Genomic DNA, 20370 nt, shown 5'->3' with positions numbered 1-20370 from the left:
CAAATGAAAAGAAGAATCAAACACGTAACGGTTCTTGGTTCAGGAATTATGGGAAGCGGTATTGCGGCTCACTTCGCTAATATTGGCGTAGAGGTTTCGCTTTTGGATATCGTTCCTTTTGAATTAACTGAAGCAGAACAGAAAAAAGGTTTGACCAAAGATGACAAAGCGGTAAGAAACAGAATCGCTTCTGAAAACTTTGAAAAACTAAAAAAAGCAAGTCCGGCTCTCCTCTATTCTCCAAAATTCGCAGATAGAATCAAGGTTGGAAATTTTGATGATGATTTACCAAAAATAAAAAATACAGACTGGATTATTGAAGTGGTGGTTGAAAGACTAGACATCAAAAAATCAGTTTATGAAAAAATTGAACAATTCAGAAAACCTGGAACGTTAATTTCTTCCAATACATCTGGAATTCCTATTCATTTCTTAACAGAAGGAAGAAGCGATGATTTTAAACATTATTTTGCAGGAACACACTTCTTTAATCCCGTAAGATACCTTCCTCTTTTAGAGATTATTCCAACAAATGATACTGCTCCAGAAGTAATTGACTTCTACATGAGCTACGGAGCTAAATTCTTAGGTAAAACAACTGTTTTAGCAAAAGATACTCCTGCATTTATTGCCAACAGAATTGGAGTGTTCTCTATAATGGATCTCCTTCACAACGTTCAAAAGTTAGGATTAACGGTATCTGAAGTTGATAAATTAACAGGTCCTGTAATCGGTCGTCCAAAATCTGCGACGTTCAGAACAGCGGATGTTGTTGGTTTAGATACCTTGGTGATGGTTGCGAATGGCGTTCGTCAAAGCGGCGCTGAAACCAATAATTTCAATGATGTTTTTGCCCTTCCTGATTACATCCAGAAAATGGTTGATAATAAATGGTTAGGTTCAAAAACGCAACAGGGTTTCTACAAAAAAGTGAAAAGTGCAGATGGAAAATCTGAAATTCACGGATTAAATCTTGAGACCTTAGAATATGAACTTCAAGGAAAATCATCTTTTCCTACGTTGGAATTAACTAAAAATATTGATAAACCAATTGACAGATTTAAAGTCTTAATTGGTGGAAAAGATAAAGCCGGAGAGCTTTACAGAAAATCTTTAGGTGCATTATTCGCTTATGTTTCGCATAAAGTTCCTGAAATTTCTGATGAAGTTTACAAGATCGATGATGCTATGAGAGCTGGTTTCGGTTGGGAAAACGGTCCGTTTGAAATCTGGGATGCCGTTGGCGTTCAAAAAGGTATTGAATTGGCTAAAGATGCTGGTTATGAAGTATCAGACTGGGTTAAAAATGTAGAAACTTTCTATAAAGTTAATGATGAAGGACAAAGTATCTTTGTTGATAAAAACTCAGGTGAATACAACAAAATTCCGGGTCAGGATTCTTTTATTATTTTAGATAATATCCGAAAAAACAAAACACTTTGGAGTAATTCAGGCGCTTCTATTGAAGATTTAGGCGACGGAATTATCAACTTCGAAATTCGTTCTAAAATGAATTCTCTTGGAGGCGAAGTGTTGGACGGATTAAACAGAGCAATTGATTTAGCTGAAAAAGAATATGACGGATTAGTAATTGGAAATCAAGGCACAAATTTCTCTGTTGGAGCAAATTTAGCAATGATTTTAATGATGGCTATCGAGCAAGATTGGGATGATTTAAATATGGCGATTGCTTATTTCCAAAAATCAATGATGAGAGTTCGTTACTCTTCTATTCCTGTTGTTGTTGCTCCTCACGGAATGACGCTTGGTGGAGGTTGTGAAATGACCATGCACGCTGACAGAGTGGTTGCAGCAGCAGAAACTTACATCGGATTGGTAGAAACCGGAGTTGGTGTAATTCCTGGTGGTGGTGGAACGAAAGAATTGACCTTGAGAACTTCAAGAGAATTCCACAGCGATGATGTAAAAAATAACAGACTTCGTGAAGCTTTCATGAACATCGCAATGGGTAAAGTAGCAACTTCTGCTTATGAAGCCTATGATATGGGAATCCTTGAAAAAGGAAAAGACATCGTTTCCGTAAGCAAAAACAGACAGATTGCAGAAGCTAAAAAGATTGCAAAATTATTAGCTGAACAAGGCTATACTCAACCAATCGAACAGAAAGTAAAAGTATTAGGTAAAGATGCATTGGGAATGTTCTATGTTGGAACTGACCAAATGTTGACAGGAAACTTTATCTCTGCACACGACAAAAAAATTGCCGATAAATTAGCCAACGTAATGGTCGGAGGAAATCTTTCTGAACCAACAATTGTAACTGAACAATACTTGTTGAATCTTGAAAGAGAAACATTCTTACAGCTTTGTGGGGAAAGAAAAACATTGGAGAGAATTCAGTACATGTTGCAGAACGGAAAACCATTGAGAAATTAATAGAGAGCTCCGTAGGAGCGAACTGTTAATAGCAGCAGAATAATTTTAGAAAAACATTGAGCCTCGTAGAGGCGACCTGTTAGTTTTATGGCAAACACATACACACAAATTTATATTCAAATTGTTTTCGCTGTCAAAGGAAGACAAAACCTGATTTCAAAAGAGAACAGAGAAGAATTACATAAATTTATTACAGGTATTGTTTCCAATAGAAATCAAAAATTATTCGCAGTTTTTGCAATGCCGGATCACGTCCATCTTCTTGTAAGTATGAGTCCTGTTATTTCAATTTCAGACTTAGTAAGAGACATTAAGGCCGGTTCTTCAAAATTTATTAATGATAAAAATTGGAGTAATGGAAAATTCAACTGGCAGGAAGGATATGGAGCTTTCTCCTATTCTAAAAGCAGTGTAGATTCTGTTATTAAATATATTTTAAACCAAGAAGAGCATCATAAAAAGAAAACATTTAAAGAAGAATATTTGGGTTTTATGTCAAAATTTGAAATTGAATATGATTCGAAATATTTATTTGAATGGATTGAAGATTAACAGGTCGCTCCTACGGAGCTCCGCAAAGCAAAAACAAACAAATAGCTATGAACAGTTTACCTCTACGAGGCAAAAAACTCTCAGAAAATAATATTAATCAATAAAAAATATGAAAACAGCATATATAGTAAAAGGGTTCAGAACTGCCGTTGGAAAAGCTCCAAAAGGAAGTTTAAGATTCACGAGACCCGATGTAATGGCGGCAACCGTAATTGAAAAATTAATGGCTGAACTTCCGCAATTAGACAAAAACAGAATTGATGACCTTATCGTAGGAAACGCAATGCCGGAAGCCGAACAGGGCTTGAATGTAGCTCGTTTGATTTCTCTAATGGGATTGAATACAGACAAAGTTCCCGGAGTTACCGTCAACAGATATTGCGCATCAGGAAGTGAAGCAATTGCGATTGCTTCTGCAAAAATTCAGGCAGGAATGGCTGACTGCATCATTGCAGGAGGTACAGAATCAATGTCTTATATTCCGATGGGTGGTTATAAGCCTGTTCCTGAAACAGAAATTGCAAAAACAAACCCTGATTATTATTGGGGAATGGGTTACACAGCAGAAGAGGTTGCCAAACAATACAATATTACAAGAGAGGAGCAAGATCAGTTCGCTTTTGAATCTCATATGAAAGCTCTAAAAGCCAATCAGGAAGGTAAATTTGCTAACCAGATTGTTTCAATTCCTGTTGAATATAATTTCCTGGATGAGAATCAGAAAATGCAGACTAAAAAGTTTGATTTTTCGGTGGATGAAGGTCCAAGAAAAGACACTTCTCTGGAAGGATTAGCTAAGCTAAGACCTGTATTTGCCAACGGAGGAAGCGTAACAGCCGGAAACTCTTCTCAAATGAGTGATGGAGCCGCTTTCGTAATGGTAATGAGTGAAGAAATGGTAAAAGAACTAGGCCTTGAACCGGAAGCTAGATTAGTGGCTTATGCAGCTGCAGGTCTTGAACCAAGAATCATGGGAATGGGTCCAATTTATGCGATTCCAAAAGCATTGAAACAAGCAGGGCTGGAATTAAAAGATATTGAATTAATCGAATTAAACGAGGCATTCGCATCACAATCTGTTGCCATCAAAAAAGAATTAAACTTAAATCCTGATATTCTGAATGTAAACGGTGGCGCTATCGCGTTAGGTCACCCACTTGGATGCACCGGAACCAAATTAACCGTTCAATTGCTTGACGAAATGAGAAAACGTGGAAACAAATACGGAATGGTTTCTATGTGCGTTGGAACGGGGCAAGGAGCAGCGAGTATATTCGAATTGCTATAAAAATTATATTGGGAAGATCGAACTTTCTTTCTTCCCAAATTTTAAAACTCCATGAAAAACAAATTATCTTTTTTATCTCTTTTTACAATTGTTTTGGTGAGTTCTCAACAGAACAAAACAACTTATTTTGACAGGTCATGGAAAGAGACGACAAAAGATAATGCCGCTTTTTACAGGATTCAGGAAACAACTCCAATCGATTCCATTATTTATAACCGTGATTTTTACGGTAACGGTAATCTTCAGAATCAATGGTATTCTCTGAAAAACAATATCAATGAAAGAATTGGTACAGCATATTGGTATGATGAAAATGGATTTGATCAAAACAGTAGTTTCACCTATCCGAATTCATGGAAGCAGGATGACATCAAGAAGTTCAGCGGTGTAGAATTAAAATTTAGCTATTCTGATGGTTCACTTTGGAACATTCAAAAGATTTTAAATGATACTCATGAAAACCGAATTTATAATGAGAATGGAAATTTCATTCAGACCATTCAATATCAGAATCATTATAAAGTTGCCAAGGTTAATAATGAGCAATTAATCAATAAGGATCAGTTCATTGAAAAGATTTTCTGGAAAAATCTTCAACCGGCTCAGGAAAAAGCATATCAAGGAAATTATTTTCTAATACATGTCAAAGATTTTGATGAAAATGGCAAATTAATTAATCTAATATCCCCTGAAAATATAATTGAGGATGAAATTTTTAACCATCAACAATATAGCTATAAAACAAAAAATGGTTTTGCCGTTGAAAAACAAAAAATAAAAAATTCGAATATTAGTATTCAGCAAATTATTGATTATGAAAACATTGCCTATGTTAAAATAGGGACTAATTTTGACCTTTATGCTAATGAAAAAGAAAACTACAAGTTGGTTTATGATAATTATAAAGTAAGTAAAGATAAAAGGAGGTACCGTGCTTATACTATTATCAAAGGAAAAGGTGAGAATATTTTCACACAAAAAGATATTCAAAAAGAAAACAATACTTATCAAACAGTTATTAATACGGATGACATAAAATCTCAAAGTATTAAAAAGCTTCAAAAATTTGTTGCTGGGAAGGTTTTTACGTATCACGACAAAGAAAAAAACATTTTATATAAATCCTTTTTTCTAACACCTGAAATTTTCGTCAATCAAAGATATAGATTTGGTACAAATTCAAGTCAAGGATTCGGAACGTATATTGTAAAAGATGATGATAATGTTGAAAAATGGAGACTTCAAAATTCTCATTACTCTGCAGCATTTATTCTTAATTTGAATAGAGACAAACCTATTTTTAAACTTTCCGATCGTTCCGATCAATCATTTATAATGACAAAAACAGGATTTTATGTCCGTGAAATCCCTTATGAATTAAACAGTAATGAAAAGATTGATTACGAAAGTGTATATGAAAATTTTAACACTGATTCTTTTTATTCTGTAGCTGAAAATAACGGAAAATATAATTTGTATTCGTACTTCGGAGCAAGACTTTTAGATCAAAACTATGACAGCATAAAAACGGAAGAAAACTTTGTAATACTTCAAAATAATGGTAAAACTGAAATACTAAATTCAAAACTTGAAAAATTACCTTTGGACAACATAAAGTCTTATTATATTTTCGGTGATTATATTAATGTTTTACATAGCAATACTGCGGAAAATTTAGATTTTTTAGGAAATAATCATATACCTTTCGAAACAATTACTATCGAATGCGGAACAGGAAAATGTTACCATGATACAGCTTTCGAAAAAAAAGAAAATGAAATAAATTGGATCTTATCTTCATCCATATCATGTGACAGTTTTAAAACAATACATAAAATATCATTTGAAAATATTTTAATTGAAGAAAAGCCATTAATAGTCCCTGTATTATCTCAAAGCTTTAAATATACACAAGGAATAATTGAAAAGTATAATCATGATCAGGATAATTGGTTTATTGCTAAAAATGGGAATAAATACGGATTATATACATACAATAAAGATTCTTTAAGAGATAAGCTAAATGAAGATCAGATAGTAGAAAAGGGCGAGAAATTGACTAATAAAGAATATAAAAAAAGATCAACGGTCAACCCAAACAATAATAAAAAGAAAAAAGGAAAAGCAAAAAATCTTATTGAACCAGTTGTTTTACAGGTTTACGCTCCTCGAGAATATAGTAAAACAAATACTTACGACAAAAAAGCAGAAGCAATACAATTGTTGCCTCCTGAATATGATGAAATAAAGTATTTGGAAAATGAACCACTTATTGTTTTCAGAAAAGATAATTTATATGGTATTTTTCTTTATAATAAGGTTCCAACATATAAAAAGATAGGAGCTCGAGTAGGAAACTTTATTGAAGTTACTGACAAAAATGATAAAAAAGGCTGGCTTGATTTAGCAGCTAATAAAGAATATTATAACTAAAAAAAATAAAAAATAACATATGGCTACATTAAAAGGAGGAGAATTCCTGATCAAGGAAATCCTTGCAAACGAAATTTTCAGTCTTGAAGAATTAAGCGAAGAACAAAGAATGCTTCGTGATTCTGCTAAAGAATTTATTGATAGAGAAGTGATCCCACAGCACGATCGTTTCGAGAAAAAAGATTATGCATTAACTGAAGAAACAATGCGTAAGTTAGGAGAAATGGGACTGTTAGGAATTACAGTTCCTGAAGAATACGGTGGTCTTGGAATGGGATTCGTAAGCACTATGTTAGCTTGCGATTATGTATCTGGAGGAAACGGTTCATTGGCAACAGCTTATGGAGCGCACACCGGAATCGGAACGCTTCCTACCCTACTTTACGGAAGTGAAGAATTGAAAAAGAAATATCTTCCGGATTTAGCTACCGGGACAAAGTTCGGTGCTTACTGTTTGACTGAGCCTGATGCAGGTTCTGATGCAAACTCAGGAAAAACAAGAGCAAAATTATCTGAAGATGGAAAACATTACATCATCAACGGACAGAAAATGTGGATTTCCAATGCAGGTTTTGCAGATACTTTCACTTTGTTTGCTAAAATTGATGATGATAAAAATATCACAGGTTTTGTGATTAATCGTTCAGAATTAGAAGATCCAAACAGCTTAACATTTGGTGAAGAAGAACATAAATTAGGAATTCGTTCGTCTTCTACCCGTCAGGTTTTCTTCAATGACATGAAGGTTCCTGTAGAGAATATGTTGGGCGAAAGAAACAATGGTTTCAAAATCGCTTTGAATGCTCTGAATGTAGGTAGAATTAAGCTAGCTGCGGCCAATCTTGACGGACAAAGAAGAATCCTGAACCATTCTATTCAATATTCAAATGAAAGAAAACAATTTGGTGTTTCTATTTCAACTTTCGGAGCGATCAGAAAGAAAATTGCTGAAATGTCTACCGGAGTTTTTGTAAGTGAAGCAGGTTCTTACCGTTTAGCAAAAAATGTAGAAGATAAGATTGAAGAATTGGTTGCTGGCGGAATGGATCATCAGCAAGCCGAATTAAAAGGAGTTGAAGAATTCGCTGTAGAAGCATCTATCCTAAAAGTTTTTGTTTCTGACCTTACTCAAAATACAGCCGATGAAGGAATCCAGATCTATGGTGGAATGGGATTCTCAGAAGATACTCCAATGGAAGCTGCATGGAGAGATGCAAGAATTGGAAGAATTTATGAAGGAACCAACGAAATCAACAGATTGCTAGCTGTTGGAATGTTAATTAAAAGAGCAATGAAGGGAGAATTAGACCTATTATCTCCTGCAATGGCAATCAGCAAAGAATTGATGGGAATTCCGTCATTTGAAGTGCCTGATTATTCTGCATTCATGAGTGAAGAAAAAACAATCATTGCCAATCTTAAGAAAGTATTTTTAATGGTTGCGGGTGCTGCGCTTCAAAAATATATGATGGATATTGAGAAACAGCAACATTTATTATTAAATGCTTCTGAAATTCTTAACCAGATCTACATGGCTGAATCTGCAATTTTAAGAGCTGAAAAACACTTCTCTCCTGATTCTGTAGAAGCGGCAATGGCTCAATTAAACCTTTATAAGGCGGTGGAGAAAATCATTTCTGCAGCTAAAGAAGGAATTATTTCTTTCGCAGAAGGAGACGAACAGAGAATGATGCTTTCAGGATTAAGAAGATTCACGAAATATACCAACAATCCAAATGTGGTGGCATTAACTGAAAAAGTGGCTGCCCATTTTATTGAAAAAGGAGCTTATTAAGCTTTTATATATAAGTTAGGTTTTTAATAACCTAACTTTTACACTGCCTCTGAAAAGTTGAGTACTTTTTAGGGGCATTTTTCATTCAAAAAAATATGGTATCATCTCTTTTATTCAAGTTAAAGAGAATAAACAAAACTATTAACAATTAATTAATACATATTAAACAGCTAATAATCAATTGATTAAAATTAAAACATTTTAATTCCTATTTTTTTATTTGTTAAAAACAAAAATACATTTGTTATTGTAATAAAAATAAATACCTTTGCAGCGAAAAAAAATAGCTACTCTTCAAAAGCAGCGCCCAATTAATAACTTACACACACAATGATAAAAAAACAAACCTTTCTATTTACTGATAACACCTAAGTTGTCTATATTAAATTTGTCCACTAAGACAATCCTCCCACAATTATTTACCCGCTTTTATACATTCAATTAATTTAAAACTGAATAGGATTTTTGTGCAAACTAAAAACACTTACACTATTCAGACTATTTTTTAATTAAATGAGAGAGTTTATGTAAAATATGCCACTGGTTCACAGCGACACAGCAACAATACGAACATAATTAATTATAAATTTAAATACACAACACAATGAAAAAAAACAAAATTTACTCTTTAATCGCTCTATTTTCAACAAGTATTGCAACATACGCACAGGTAGGAATAAACACCCCTTCTCCTGCGTCTACGTTAGATATTACAGCGAAAAATGCCACCGGTAATACCACCAATGCAGATGGAATACTCATTCCAAGAGTAGACAGAGAAAGAGCACAAAACATGGCCAATGTTCAAACTTCCACTATGATTTATGTTAACAGTATTTCAACAGGCTCACAATCAGGAGCAGCCATTAATATTGGAAGTACCGGCTTTTATTATTTTGACGGAAATGTTTGGGTAAGGCTTTCCACAACTTCTACCAATACTTTCGTTCCAACCGTTGTGGCTGCAGGAACAGCTTCTAATAGCTATGTTATCAATGATGCAAGTGGTTTTAATAAATTTGCATTTACAACAAGTACCAATGATGGGGGTTGGAACACCGCTAATAATGAATATACTGTTCCTAAAGCAGGATATTATCAGGTATCATTACAAAGCATGATGGCTCCTAATAAAGGCGGTAATAGCTTTGCCTGGAATGTTAAATATGATAATACGCAATATCAATATTCTTCTTTATCGAATGTAAATGCCCCAGGCAATACCTATAATTCTGGTGGAGTTATTGTTTTATACTTAAATCAGGGTCAGGTTGTGCAACTTGGAGGAATTCCATGTAATGGATGTACAGGAACCAATTATACCATCAGTACTCGATCTTTTACAATAACTTATATGGGGGCTTAATTCACTATTTTTCAATGTTCTAAAAATTTAAAACACTATAGCCTCTGCTATGGTGTTTTTTTAGCAATTGAATAAAACTTTAGTGTATCGATGTAGTGTTTAATAAAACAATAAAAGTACTATGGATAAAGGGAATTAAATATCAAATTAATATCACAAACTTTAGACTTACAACACTTTAACAAAAAATTATCAAATAATTCTATAGATTATAAAAAAAATAATTTTATATTTACTACATAATACTATTTTATATTTATTTATAAAAATTAAAAAAACACGCCAATGAGAAAATAAAACCTTTCTTAGACATTATTATAAAAAATAGAAATATTTTAATTGAAATGAAATACTTCATTTTTTTATTTCATATTTTGATTAATCGATTAACCTAATATTTAATTAATTTCGTGTCGTTAAGAAAAATATTAATCTTAAAAACTATAATTCTCCATATTTCAATTGTTGAGCTGAGATAAAGTAAACACAAAACCATTTCTGCTCAGAAATTATAATAAAAAAACATACATTATGAAAAAAGTTATTTTACCTCTTGTAATGGCCACATCGGCTTTTTCAATGAAATCTTATGCTCAAGTTGGTATTAGTACCACCACCCCTCAGAAAACCCTACATGTTAATGGATCTCTACAAGTAGTCAATGAATTGAATGTGGGAGGCAATGCTACTACCGCAGGATCTGCTGGAACGGCAGGTCAACTGCTAGCTTCTAACGGACCAGGCGCAGCTCCTTCATGGCAAAACTTTTCAGGCACAGGAACTGCCATTGTAATCAATGGAAAACTTATCGTAGCTCAAGAAATAACAGCACAGATGACTGCTGATTTTACAGATGGTAGCGGAGCACCAGTTGCTATAGGAAACTTAAATAACGTAATTATAGACAATCAAAACCTTTATACTGCTTCAGCGACTAGCAATTCATTTAAAGTATCTGCTGATGGAGTATATCAGGTTACTATCAATGGGCAACTTTCAACAACTAATGCCTCGTCTCCCGTTTTAGGAGTATGGGATAATACAGCCAATTCATGGATAGCACGTGTGAATGATCTTTTTACAGCAAGTTCAGGAGGTTTGCAAACATATACACTGATAACTTCTGTTCCTATGTTGGCATCAAAGACGTATTCATTTAGACAAACCAACACGACTGCCAGTACAACTTTGAAACAATTAAGTTCAGGAAGTACAGGTTCTGGCCCCGTAACACAAGTATCCGTAAAAAGATTAAAATAGAAATATATTTTAATATTTCATAATTTGTATTTGTAGATAAGCGCTTCATTTTTTTGGAGCGCTTATTTTATGGGTAATAGGTAAAAAATAATTTTCATTTAAATTATTTTTTTTCTAAATTTACGTATTATTGTATAATAAAATAAAGCAAACACTATGAAAAAATTAAATTTATCTATTGTAATGATGATATCAGGTTTTATCACATTATCATATGCGCAAGTTGGTATCAGTACTACAACCCCTCAAAAAACATTACACGTTAATGGATCGCTTCAACTTGTTAATGAGCTTAACGTAGGCGGCAATGCTTCTACCGCAGGATCTGCAGGAACTGCTGGTCAGGTATTAAAATCCAATGGACCAGGGGTAGCTCCTACATGGCAAAATCTTGCAGGTGTACCTAATTCTACAGGTACTGTTATTGTAGTTAACGGGCAGTTTATAGTAGCACAAGAGATCATTGCCCAAATGACAGCCGATTTTACAGATGCTGGTACTGGTGGTGCAGTCGCAGTTGGTAACTTAAATAATAAAATTGTAGATAATGAAAATCTTTATACCGCTTCTACAACCACTAATTCATTCAAAGTATCCGCTGATGGAGTCTATCAAGTAACCATGAATGCCCAACTATCAACAACTAATGCAACCTCTCCTGTGATAGGAATCTGGAATGATACAAACAGTACTTGGGTTGCACGTGTAAATGATCTTTTCACCGCAACCACCGGAAGCTTACAGACCTATACATTACTAACTTCCATTCCTATGTTAGCTGCCAATACTTATTCGTTTAGACTAGCTAATACAGCAAGTATAACCATGAAGCAATTAAGCTCAGGAAGTACAGGTTCAGGTCCCGTAACACAGATGTCTTTAAAACGATTAAAATAAAAATGGTTTTTCTAAATACTCTTATAAATAACGCTTCTAATGAAGCGTTATTTTTTTATTGAAGCTTTAAGTTTCATTTACTAATAAGAAATCAAATAAATTCTTCATTAAAAATTAAAAAAATATCCTGTGATATCCTGTTATATGAGTGGCGTTTTTTATTTTTGTAGTCTACTTTATATACAATGACAAAAGATGCAATGCTCCACCGAGCAATAAAAATAGCTGACAAGGCACATAAAGGACAAACAGATAAATACCACGCTCCATATATCGCTCACGTTATGCGTGTCATGGAATATGGTAAAACAATGGATGAAAAAATTGTAGGCGTTTTACATGATGTGGTAGAAGATCACCCTGAAACTTTCAGCCTTGATTACTTACGAGATGAAGGTTTTCCTGAATACATTATTTTTGCAATCAGCTGTCTTACAAAATTTGATCCCGATGAAGAATATGACGATTTTGTAAAAAGAACAGAAAGATCTCCGTTAGCAGTAGCTGTAAAACTCAATGACCTTCGCGATAATATGGATCTTCGAAGAGTAAATCGAGAATTGACTTCAAAAGACATCAAAAGATTCAACAAATATCTGAAAGCGTATCATTATTTAATTGATAAATATTAATACACCGAACCTGTTTAAACGAATTAAAAATTTAACCGCAAAAGAATCAAAAGCTATCGTTGATTTATTAAGGATTGATTATTGAGAAAGCAAAAGAATAAAAATCAAAGATTTTTAAAAACTTATGTGCTCTTATTTGTAGCCTAATGCTCAACTTAAAGTGACTAATGGGCTAATCTTTTGTCACTTTTGTGGTAAAGATAAAAGTTTAAACAAGTTGACTATTTAAATTTAAATTCTTAGGGACAAATTTACCAATTTTACTGTAATTGTCATTAATTTCACTCATCTTGTAAATTAAACTTAATGGTTTAAAAATATTTAGATACAAGATAAATAAGGCTCTTAATCTGCTCCAGGGAAATGATAGGTCTTTGTAGGAGGATTGGTATCGTCTATATTGATGTTTAATGCGAGATAGATGAAGTGAACATTTTTATTCCCTTTCGCTTCAAATTCTCTCTGCCAAAGATAACCTCCCAAAATTCCGAAGTTTTCATCAATCTGATATCCTAAACCACCATATACTCTATTTCTTGCAAATGCAGGTTTTGTAGGCGTTACTACAAAAATTTCGTCATAAACGTTGGCGAATACAGTCCCGGGCCCAATTTTTTTGGCATTTAGAGGAACGGAAACATTTAAACGGTAACGGTAACGCATTCTTTGGGAACTTTTATCACTTTGAGGCTCGTAGAACCATGATTTTTCAATACGAAATCTGTTCTCAAACTTTACGATTCCTTTTTTGAAATCAATAACATCCTGCAACCATACTCTGAATTCTTCTTTGTTAATGGCGTGGTCTTTATAAGTAGCATATCTTCCCAACCCAACGAATGGTTTATGGTTTTTGGTAAGGTTATACCCTAATCCCCCTTTCATTTCGTAATAATCAGGATACGTGTAGTCTTCAATACCTCTCATCTGCCCTTCTGCATAAAGAAAAAATTTAGGATGGAATTTATACGTTAATGTTAAAGCATTAAAACTGGAAAGATGCTCTTGTGCTTTTAGAAATGTGATGCTTAAGAATAGACTCAAACTTAGGAACAGTTTCATAAATTTTTTCTGCAAAAATAAATTATTTAATAAACCGTTAACATTAACTTTACGTAATCTCAAAATTAACAATTACTTAATATTGATATTATACGTAAAACCAACGTGAAACCATCTATTAGGCATATTCACCCCAAAGGTTTCAGTATATTTCGTGTTTGTTAAATTATTAATTAAAATATACACTGAAAAGTCTTTATTAACGAAACTTAACTTTTCATCCAAAAGATTATAACTCCCCAAATTTAGCCTGTCATTGTATCTGTAAACAACTTCATTGGTAAAATTATTAAGGAACTTTGTTTCTAGTTTTGCAATAAACTGATGCTTCAAGTTATCCAACACATATCGGGAAACAAAATCATTAGAAGCATTAAATTTATTATCCAAATAAGTGTATCCTGCAGTGTATTTTAGCCAATCAAAGACTCTGTGATTCAATTCAACTTCAATCCCTTTTATTGTTGTATCACCAACATTTTGGGCATACCAGATCGGATCATTTAAAGAAGCTTTAACCCAATCGATAGAGTTATTGGCTCCTCTTAAAAATCCACTTACTTTAGCTAAGATATTTTTATTCTGAAACTGATACCCAATTTCTGAATAAACAGCATTTTCAGGAATTAAATTAACATTTCCCTGCTCCGTTTTACTTACATAATAAAGATCTGTAAAGGTCGGAACCCTATGAACTTTTGAGATATTTCCATAGATTTTATTGTTTGGATTGAAGTTATAGCCTACATCCAATCCAGGATAGAAGAAATTTCCTTCATTAGAGTAGTTTGCCCAGGAAACCCCGGGGGTAATATTTAATTTTTTGTCTAATAAAGAAAAATGATGTTCAAAGAAAACCTGAGAAACAAAGCGATTTCTGTTGCCTAGATTATTACTTGCCAACAGTTCTTTTCTCAGTTCTACCCCAACGCCTGTGGTTCCCAGTTTCCACTGATAACTAGAATTTACTTCACCACCTACATTATTTCCAATGTGCATGTTTCTGTAAATTTCAGGCTTTTCACGGTTGAAAAGATACATATCCTGGCCTCTTCTCCAATACACATTTGAATTGACTTTAAACTTACCAAAACTTTGCTGGTGAACCAAGCTCACAATAGAAGACTGAAGTTCCTCGTACTGCTCAGTAGCCTGTGGAGACGAATAAAAACCATTCGCACCAAACTTTTTCTCTGAAAAACCTGCCTGTAGCTTAAGATCCCCATTTTTTATAGCCAACTTACTCTGATAAAATACATTTCTGATTTCGTAATCGGTATTATGCATATATCCTTGTGAGGAAGCAGAATTAGCCTGAAGTGAATTCGAGAATTTTTCATTTCCAATACTCGCATTCATTCCTAAACTATAGGTTTCATAATCTCCACCCTCTGCGCTTATCTTTACTCTTTTTCCAGGATTTATTTTAGTAATAATATTAATGGCTCCCGCATAGGCATTCTGACCAAATCTTCTTGCTGCAGGGCCTTTTATCACTTCTATTCTTTCTACATCGTCAAGATCTACAGGGATATTCATTGAATTATGACCCGTCTGAGAATCATTCATTCTGATACCGTTCAATAGCAAAAGCACTTGCTCAAAAGAGCTTCCTCGAAACCCAATATCACTTTGTACACCGTTCGCTCCTCTCCTTCTGACATCCATTCCGGGAACTTGCTGAAGAATCTCATCAATACTTTTTGCAGGCGAGTTCATAATATCTGCTTTCGTAATAATGGTAATATTTTGGTTGGCACTTTTATAAGGTGTGGCAATAAATTTACCTTGTACAGCGATGGTATCAATCTCAGTTGTCTTTTCCTGTGCTTGAGAGAAAAGCATTGTTCCAAGAAAAAAAGCACTTCCTACTTTTTTAATCATGTTTTTATCAGAATTATTCTTCAGTTAGTTTTTTTGCATTTTAGCAAGCCCAAAAGTAGTAGAGTTAATCAAAACAGGCAAATGATAGTTGTCATAAAAAAAGATGCAGTAAACACACTGCATCTTGTAGGGGAAGTAAATTTTATCTTTTTCTCATTAAATGTGTAACAAGATCTCTGAATAACTTTCTCATTTCTATATTACATATTTATGAATACAATTTTAATTAAATTTAAAATACAAAACAATAGTAAATTTAAAAAAGATAATGAAAATCATAAAATTTAACATAAGAGAATGATAATATGCTATGAATATGATATTTTGATTATTAATCACCTTATGCTCTCTTCTTTATTTAAGGGGTTTAAACCTCAATTATCATCAACAGATCTCAATAGATTTTATGAATGAAAATGAAGTGGTTATAGTTAAAAATTTTCCACTAAAAATTCGTAATTTTGTTAGTCTTAAATTTACTATGGCTTCAATTACAGATATAGATATAAAAAAACAGGTTTTTGTTAAAAATGCACATCTTAACAACCTGAAACACATCGATGTATTAATCCCGAAAAATAAATTGATCGTTATTACAGGAGTTTCCGGAAGCGGAAAATCTTCTTTAGCGTTTGATACCATTTATGCAGAGGGACAGAGAAGATATGTTGAGAGTTTAAGCTCTTACGCCCGTCAGTTTTTGGGTAAATTAGAGAAACCAAAAGTGGATGATATTAAAGGGTTAGCGCCCTCCATCGCCATTCAGCAAAAAGTAATCTCGTCTAATCCGCGTTCTACAGTAGGAACTTCTACCGAGATCTACGATTATATGAAACTTTTATTCGCAAGAATCGGGAAAACTTTTTCTCCTGTTTCGGGGGAAGAAGTGAAAAAAGATTCGGTGACGGATGTGGTAGATTTTATTAAGTCATCAAAAAAAGATACTTCTTTCTTATTGCTTGCTCCGCTGGAATATGATGTTGCTAACTTTAACGAAACACTGAATATTTTGAAAGTGGCAGGTTTTACAAGATTGGAGATCAACGGAAATGTAGCAGGAATTGAAGATCTGGAAAGTTTTGGCTTTGTGCCAGAAACAGGAATGGTGATTAATTTGGTGATCGACCGTTTTTCTTATGAAGAAGATGAAAGTTTCCTTCAAAGGCTAGCCGATTCTATTCAGATGGCTTTCTATGAAGGCCGAGGCCATTGTTCACTTAAAAATATTGAAACAGAAAGCGTTAAAGAATTCTCCAATAAATTCGAATTGGATGGAATGGAATTTCTTGAACCCAACGTTCATTTCTTCAGCTTTAATAATCCTTACGGTGCTTGTCCGACTTGTGAAGGCTACGGAAAAGTGATCGGAATTGATGAAGATTTAGTGATCCCCAATAAAGCATTATCTATTTTTGAAGACACAGTTGCTTCCTGGAAAGGAGAAACGATGAGTGAATGGAAAAAAGATTTCATTAAAAAAGCGAAAGACTTCCCTATTCATAAGCCTTACCATCAATTAAGCAAAGAACAGAAAAATTACCTTTGGAAAGGAGATGGAAGCACAGGATTTCCATCGCTTAATAATTTCTTCAAGATGCTTGAAGAGAATTTATATAAAATTCAATACCGTGTTATGCTTTCCCGTTATCGAGGAAAAACGCTTTGTCCGACTTGTGAAGGGTTGAGATTGCGTGAAGAAACGACATGGGTAAAAATTGACGGTCACAATATTCAATCGGTTATTGAGCTTCCTCTGGATGAACTATTTCCTTTGATCGAAAGTTTTAAACTGTCTGATCACGATAAAGAGGTCGCGAAAAGATTGCTATATGAAATAACGACTCGTATTGAGTTCCTGTTAAAGGTTGGTTTAGGGTATTTAACTATTAACAGAACCTCCAATACGCTTTCTGGTGGTGAAAGTCAGAGAATTAACCTGGCAACAAGTTTAGGAAGTTCTTTGGTTGGTTCCATCTATATATTAGACGAACCATCAATCGGATTGCACTCCAGAGATACCGAAAACCTAATTGGAGTCTTAAAAAATCTTCGTGATCTTGGAAACACGGTGATTGTTGTGGAGCATGACGAAGATGTGATGAGAGCCGCAGACTACATCATTGATATTGGTCCGGAAGCGGGCTATCTTGGTGGTGAATTGGTATTTGCAGGCGATTATAAACAATTGAAAGATGCCGATACGCTTACTTCTAAATATTTAACTGGAAGACTGGAAATTGAAGTTCCTGCGAAGCGTAGAAAAGCAAAAGAATGGATTCATATAAAAGGAGCCAGACAAAATAATCTTAAAAATATTGACGTTGACGTTCCGTTGGAAAGTCTGGTTGTTATTTCAGGAGTTTCAGGAAGTGGAAAATCTACTTTAATGAAAGAAATTCTTACGAATGATATCCAGATCCAACTGGGAATGGGCGGTAAAAAAGGAGATTACGATTCTGTAGAGTTTCCGAAAAAATTAATCAAAAACATTGAATTAATTGATCAAAATCCTATCGGAAAATCATCCCGTTCAAATCCTGTAACCTACTTAAAGGCGTATGACGACATCAGAGATCTTTTTGCCAAACAGAAAGTTTCAAAAATGATGGGTTATAAGCCTAAGCATTTCTCGTTCAACGTTGATGGCGGAAGATGTGATGAATGTAAAGGTGAAGGAGTCATCAATGTTTCAATGCAGTTTATGGCGGATATTGAGCTGGAATGTGAAACCTGTAAAGGAACCCGTTTCAAAAACGAAATTCTGGAAGTGAAATTCGATGAGAAAAACATTTCCGATATCCTTCACATGACTGTTGATGAATCGTTAGAATTCTTCAAAGAAAATAAAGAGGAAAAGATCGTAACCAAATTAAGGCCTTTACAAGAAGTTGGTTTGGGGTATTTACAATTAGGACAAAGCTCTTCTACCCTTTCCGGAGGTGAAGCGCAGCGTGTGAAATTGGCTTCATTCCTGGTAAAAGGGGTTACAACTGACAAGACTTTATTTATATTCGATGAGCCGTCAACAGGTTTGCATTTCCATGATATTCAAAAATTACTGAAATCTCTGCAAGCGTTAATCGATCTTGGACATTCAGTGATTGTTATTGAACATCAACCGGATATTATAAAATCGGCCGATCATATTATCGACATCGGTCCGGAAGCCGGAAAATATGGTGGCGAAGTGGTTTTCACAGGAACACCGGAAGAATTAGCCAAAAATAAAAAATCTCATACAGCAAAATATATTAAAGAAAAGCTGGAGCAGTAAATATTAAATAGAGCGTCACATTGACGCTCTATTTTTTTTGAATTAAACACTAATGTTTTTTCACGAATATTCACGAATAAATTATTACATCTTAAAAACAAGAATCATTTTTTCAGTGCTTTAAAATGGTGTTATTTGTGAAGGAATTTGTGAAATTTGTGTTTAAAAAATTAAATATTATACAAAAACGGACTTTGCTTGATAAAGGTTCTGTCCTCAATCTGAGAAACCAGAAAATCAGACAAATCTGTAGCACTGATCTTTTCTCCTTTACAATCTTCCAGGCTTGTTTCTATAGGAAAACTTTCAGAAGTCGGGATAATTAATGGAAGCCTTACCAATGTCCAATCTACATTAGAATCCACAAGAATGTCATATTCATCCTGTTTGTCTTTTGTGGATTTTGGATAATTTTCGTACATCCACGCTGTTGCCATTTTTACTTTCTCATTTTTATGATCAAATGGAGTGTCAACATTCAGCCCAGTTATTGCAATATATCTTGAAATCCCGTGTGAATTCATCGATTGGATTACATTTTTTGTAGCATCCGTAAATATAGATTTCTCACCCACAGGCTGTCCTATTTTACTAATTACCGTACTGCAACCTTTGATAAGCTGATCTACCGCATCAAAATCTCTTGCGTCCCCTTTTACAATTTCGATTAAAGGGTTTTGAAGGGTAAAGTTTTCAGGAGTTCGAAGCAATAGCTTCATAGAATATCCTTTATTGAGAAGTGCCTGAACAAGATAATTCCCTGATTTTCCTGTTCCGCCAATAACGGCAATGGTATTTGTTTTCATAATAATCTCTTTGTTTTCGACAAGATGGCAACATCGTAACCTAGCCGATTTGCTTTTTTGTCTTTTAAATGTAAAAAATAGAATTATTAGGCTCGGAAAATTTGAACCTTAAGATTTCAAGCCAAAAGAAATGTGCTTGAATAAAATTGTAATATTTATAAAGAGATATTAATAATCCAAAGATAGGATTTTATTCTAAAGCTGTATATGATAATGACAAAATAAGGAAATTTATAAGTAAGCGCTGAATAATTATGCTTTGAAACTGCCTAAAGAAAAGCAATCCCAAAGTTATCCACAATAAATTGTGGATAACTTGTTAGTTTTAACATTAAATTTACACACGGTATTAAAATAATTCCTACATTTACTATGTAATACAACTGAAATGAACACTTTCTTTGCGTTTTTCAACTTTGGAATTGCAATTAAATTTGAAATAAAAATTTAAGCACAGCATTGTCGGCTGTGCTTTTTTATTGTTGTCTAATTAAAAAAATGAGATGTATTTATCTATTGAATCTGCTCCTAAAGAGCGGATTCTTTTCATTTTCAATACTTTCCAAGCAAAATCCCACTAATCAATGAATAACTTCAAGTGCGTAGAGGCTTCTTACTTCAACGGATAGGATAATAATTTTCTAATCTTTAAGATTGAAATCAAGCTTTGATTCTGGGTAAGATTATTTTTAAAAATCTATATTTGCCGAAAAATTATAATCTA

13 protein-coding genes are annotated in these 20370 nt (G+C 33.8%); 10 read left to right on the top strand and 3 right to left on the bottom strand.

Annotation, left to right across the window (positions count from 1 at the left end; all coding sequences use genetic code 11):
- The first annotated feature begins 3 nt into the window (after positions 1 to 3).
- The 9 genes from AMQ68_RS01450 to AMQ68_RS01410 all read left to right on the top strand — a co-directional run bounded on the left by AMQ68_RS01450 (position 4) and on the right by AMQ68_RS01410 (position 12620).
- Positions 4 to 2397: a 3-hydroxyacyl-CoA dehydrogenase/enoyl-CoA hydratase family protein gene (locus AMQ68_RS01450; protein WP_054508863.1), complete on the top strand. Its 2394-nt coding sequence runs from the start codon at positions 4 to 6 to the stop codon at positions 2395 to 2397.
- A gap of 87 nt (positions 2398 to 2484) precedes the next feature.
- A complete protein-coding gene (tnpA, locus tag AMQ68_RS01445) occupies positions 2485 to 2949 on the top strand; it encodes an IS200/IS605 family transposase (RefSeq protein ID WP_054508862.1) in 465 nt (154 codons plus the stop codon).
- A gap of 109 nt (positions 2950 to 3058) precedes the next feature.
- Positions 3059 to 4237: an acetyl-CoA C-acyltransferase gene (locus AMQ68_RS01440; RefSeq protein WP_054508861.1), complete on the top strand. Its 1179-nt coding sequence runs from the start codon at positions 3059 to 3061 to the stop codon at positions 4235 to 4237.
- 51 nt (positions 4238 to 4288) lie between these two features.
- Positions 4289 to 6670, top strand: coding sequence for a hypothetical protein (locus tag AMQ68_RS01435; RefSeq protein ID WP_054508860.1), 2382 nt, complete (start codon positions 4289 to 4291; stop codon positions 6668 to 6670).
- Positions 6671 to 6689: 19 nt separating this feature from the next.
- Positions 6690 to 8465 carry an acyl-CoA dehydrogenase family protein gene (locus AMQ68_RS01430; RefSeq protein WP_054508859.1) on the top strand — a complete coding sequence of 592 codons (1776 nt, stop codon included), beginning with the start codon at positions 6690 to 6692 and terminating at the stop codon, positions 8463 to 8465.
- A 604-nt stretch (positions 8466 to 9069) separates the two neighbouring features.
- Positions 9070 to 9831, top strand: a complete 762-nt coding sequence (locus AMQ68_RS01425) for a hypothetical protein (protein ID WP_054508858.1) — start codon at positions 9070 to 9072, stop codon at positions 9829 to 9831.
- Between the two features lie 531 nt (positions 9832 to 10362).
- Entirely contained in the window at positions 10363 to 11091 is a 729-nt protein-coding gene (locus AMQ68_RS01420; RefSeq protein ID WP_054508857.1) for a hypothetical protein, read from the top strand.
- A 156-nt stretch (positions 11092 to 11247) separates the two neighbouring features.
- Positions 11248 to 11988 (top strand): hypothetical protein, encoded by a 741-nt coding sequence (locus AMQ68_RS01415; RefSeq protein ID WP_054508856.1) that lies wholly within the window; start codon positions 11248 to 11250, stop codon positions 11986 to 11988.
- Between the two features lie 185 nt (positions 11989 to 12173).
- Entirely contained in the window at positions 12174 to 12620 is a 447-nt protein-coding gene (locus AMQ68_RS01410; RefSeq protein WP_082383943.1) for a phosphohydrolase, read from the top strand.
- Positions 12621 to 12965: 345 nt separating this feature from the next.
- Here AMQ68_RS01410 and AMQ68_RS01405 read toward each other — a convergent pair whose 3' ends face one another.
- Together AMQ68_RS01405 and AMQ68_RS01400 are read right to left on the bottom strand one after the other, a co-directional pair.
- Positions 12966 to 13682, bottom strand: a complete 717-nt coding sequence (locus tag AMQ68_RS01405; protein ID WP_054509973.1) for a DUF2490 domain-containing protein — start codon at positions 13680 to 13682, stop codon at positions 12966 to 12968.
- A 72-nt stretch (positions 13683 to 13754) separates the two neighbouring features.
- Positions 13755 to 15566: a TonB-dependent siderophore receptor gene (locus tag AMQ68_RS01400; RefSeq protein WP_054508855.1), complete on the bottom strand. Its 1812-nt coding sequence runs from the start codon at positions 15564 to 15566 to the stop codon at positions 13755 to 13757.
- Positions 15567 to 16047: 481 nt separating this feature from the next.
- On the opposite strand from AMQ68_RS01400, the gene uvrA reads away from it, so the two are divergent.
- Positions 16048 to 18840 carry an excinuclease ABC subunit UvrA gene (gene uvrA, locus AMQ68_RS01395; RefSeq protein ID WP_054508854.1) on the top strand — a complete coding sequence of 931 codons (2793 nt, stop codon included), beginning with the start codon at positions 16048 to 16050 and terminating at the stop codon, positions 18838 to 18840.
- A gap of 170 nt (positions 18841 to 19010) precedes the next feature.
- On the opposite strand, the gene AMQ68_RS01390 is transcribed toward uvrA, so the two are convergent.
- Positions 19011 to 19646 carry an NAD(P)-dependent oxidoreductase gene (locus tag AMQ68_RS01390; RefSeq protein WP_054508853.1) on the bottom strand — a complete coding sequence of 212 codons (636 nt, stop codon included), beginning with the start codon at positions 19644 to 19646 and terminating at the stop codon, positions 19011 to 19013.
- Positions 19647 to 20370: the final 724 nt, after the last annotated feature.

It is taken from the genome of Chryseobacterium sp. ERMR1:04 (genome assembly GCF_001297705.1).
In the GTDB taxonomy this organism is placed as follows: domain Bacteria; phylum Bacteroidota; class Bacteroidia; order Flavobacteriales; family Weeksellaceae; genus Chryseobacterium.
Note: the sequence above shows the minus strand (reverse complement) of the source record. Positions and strands in the feature narration are given on the sequence as shown.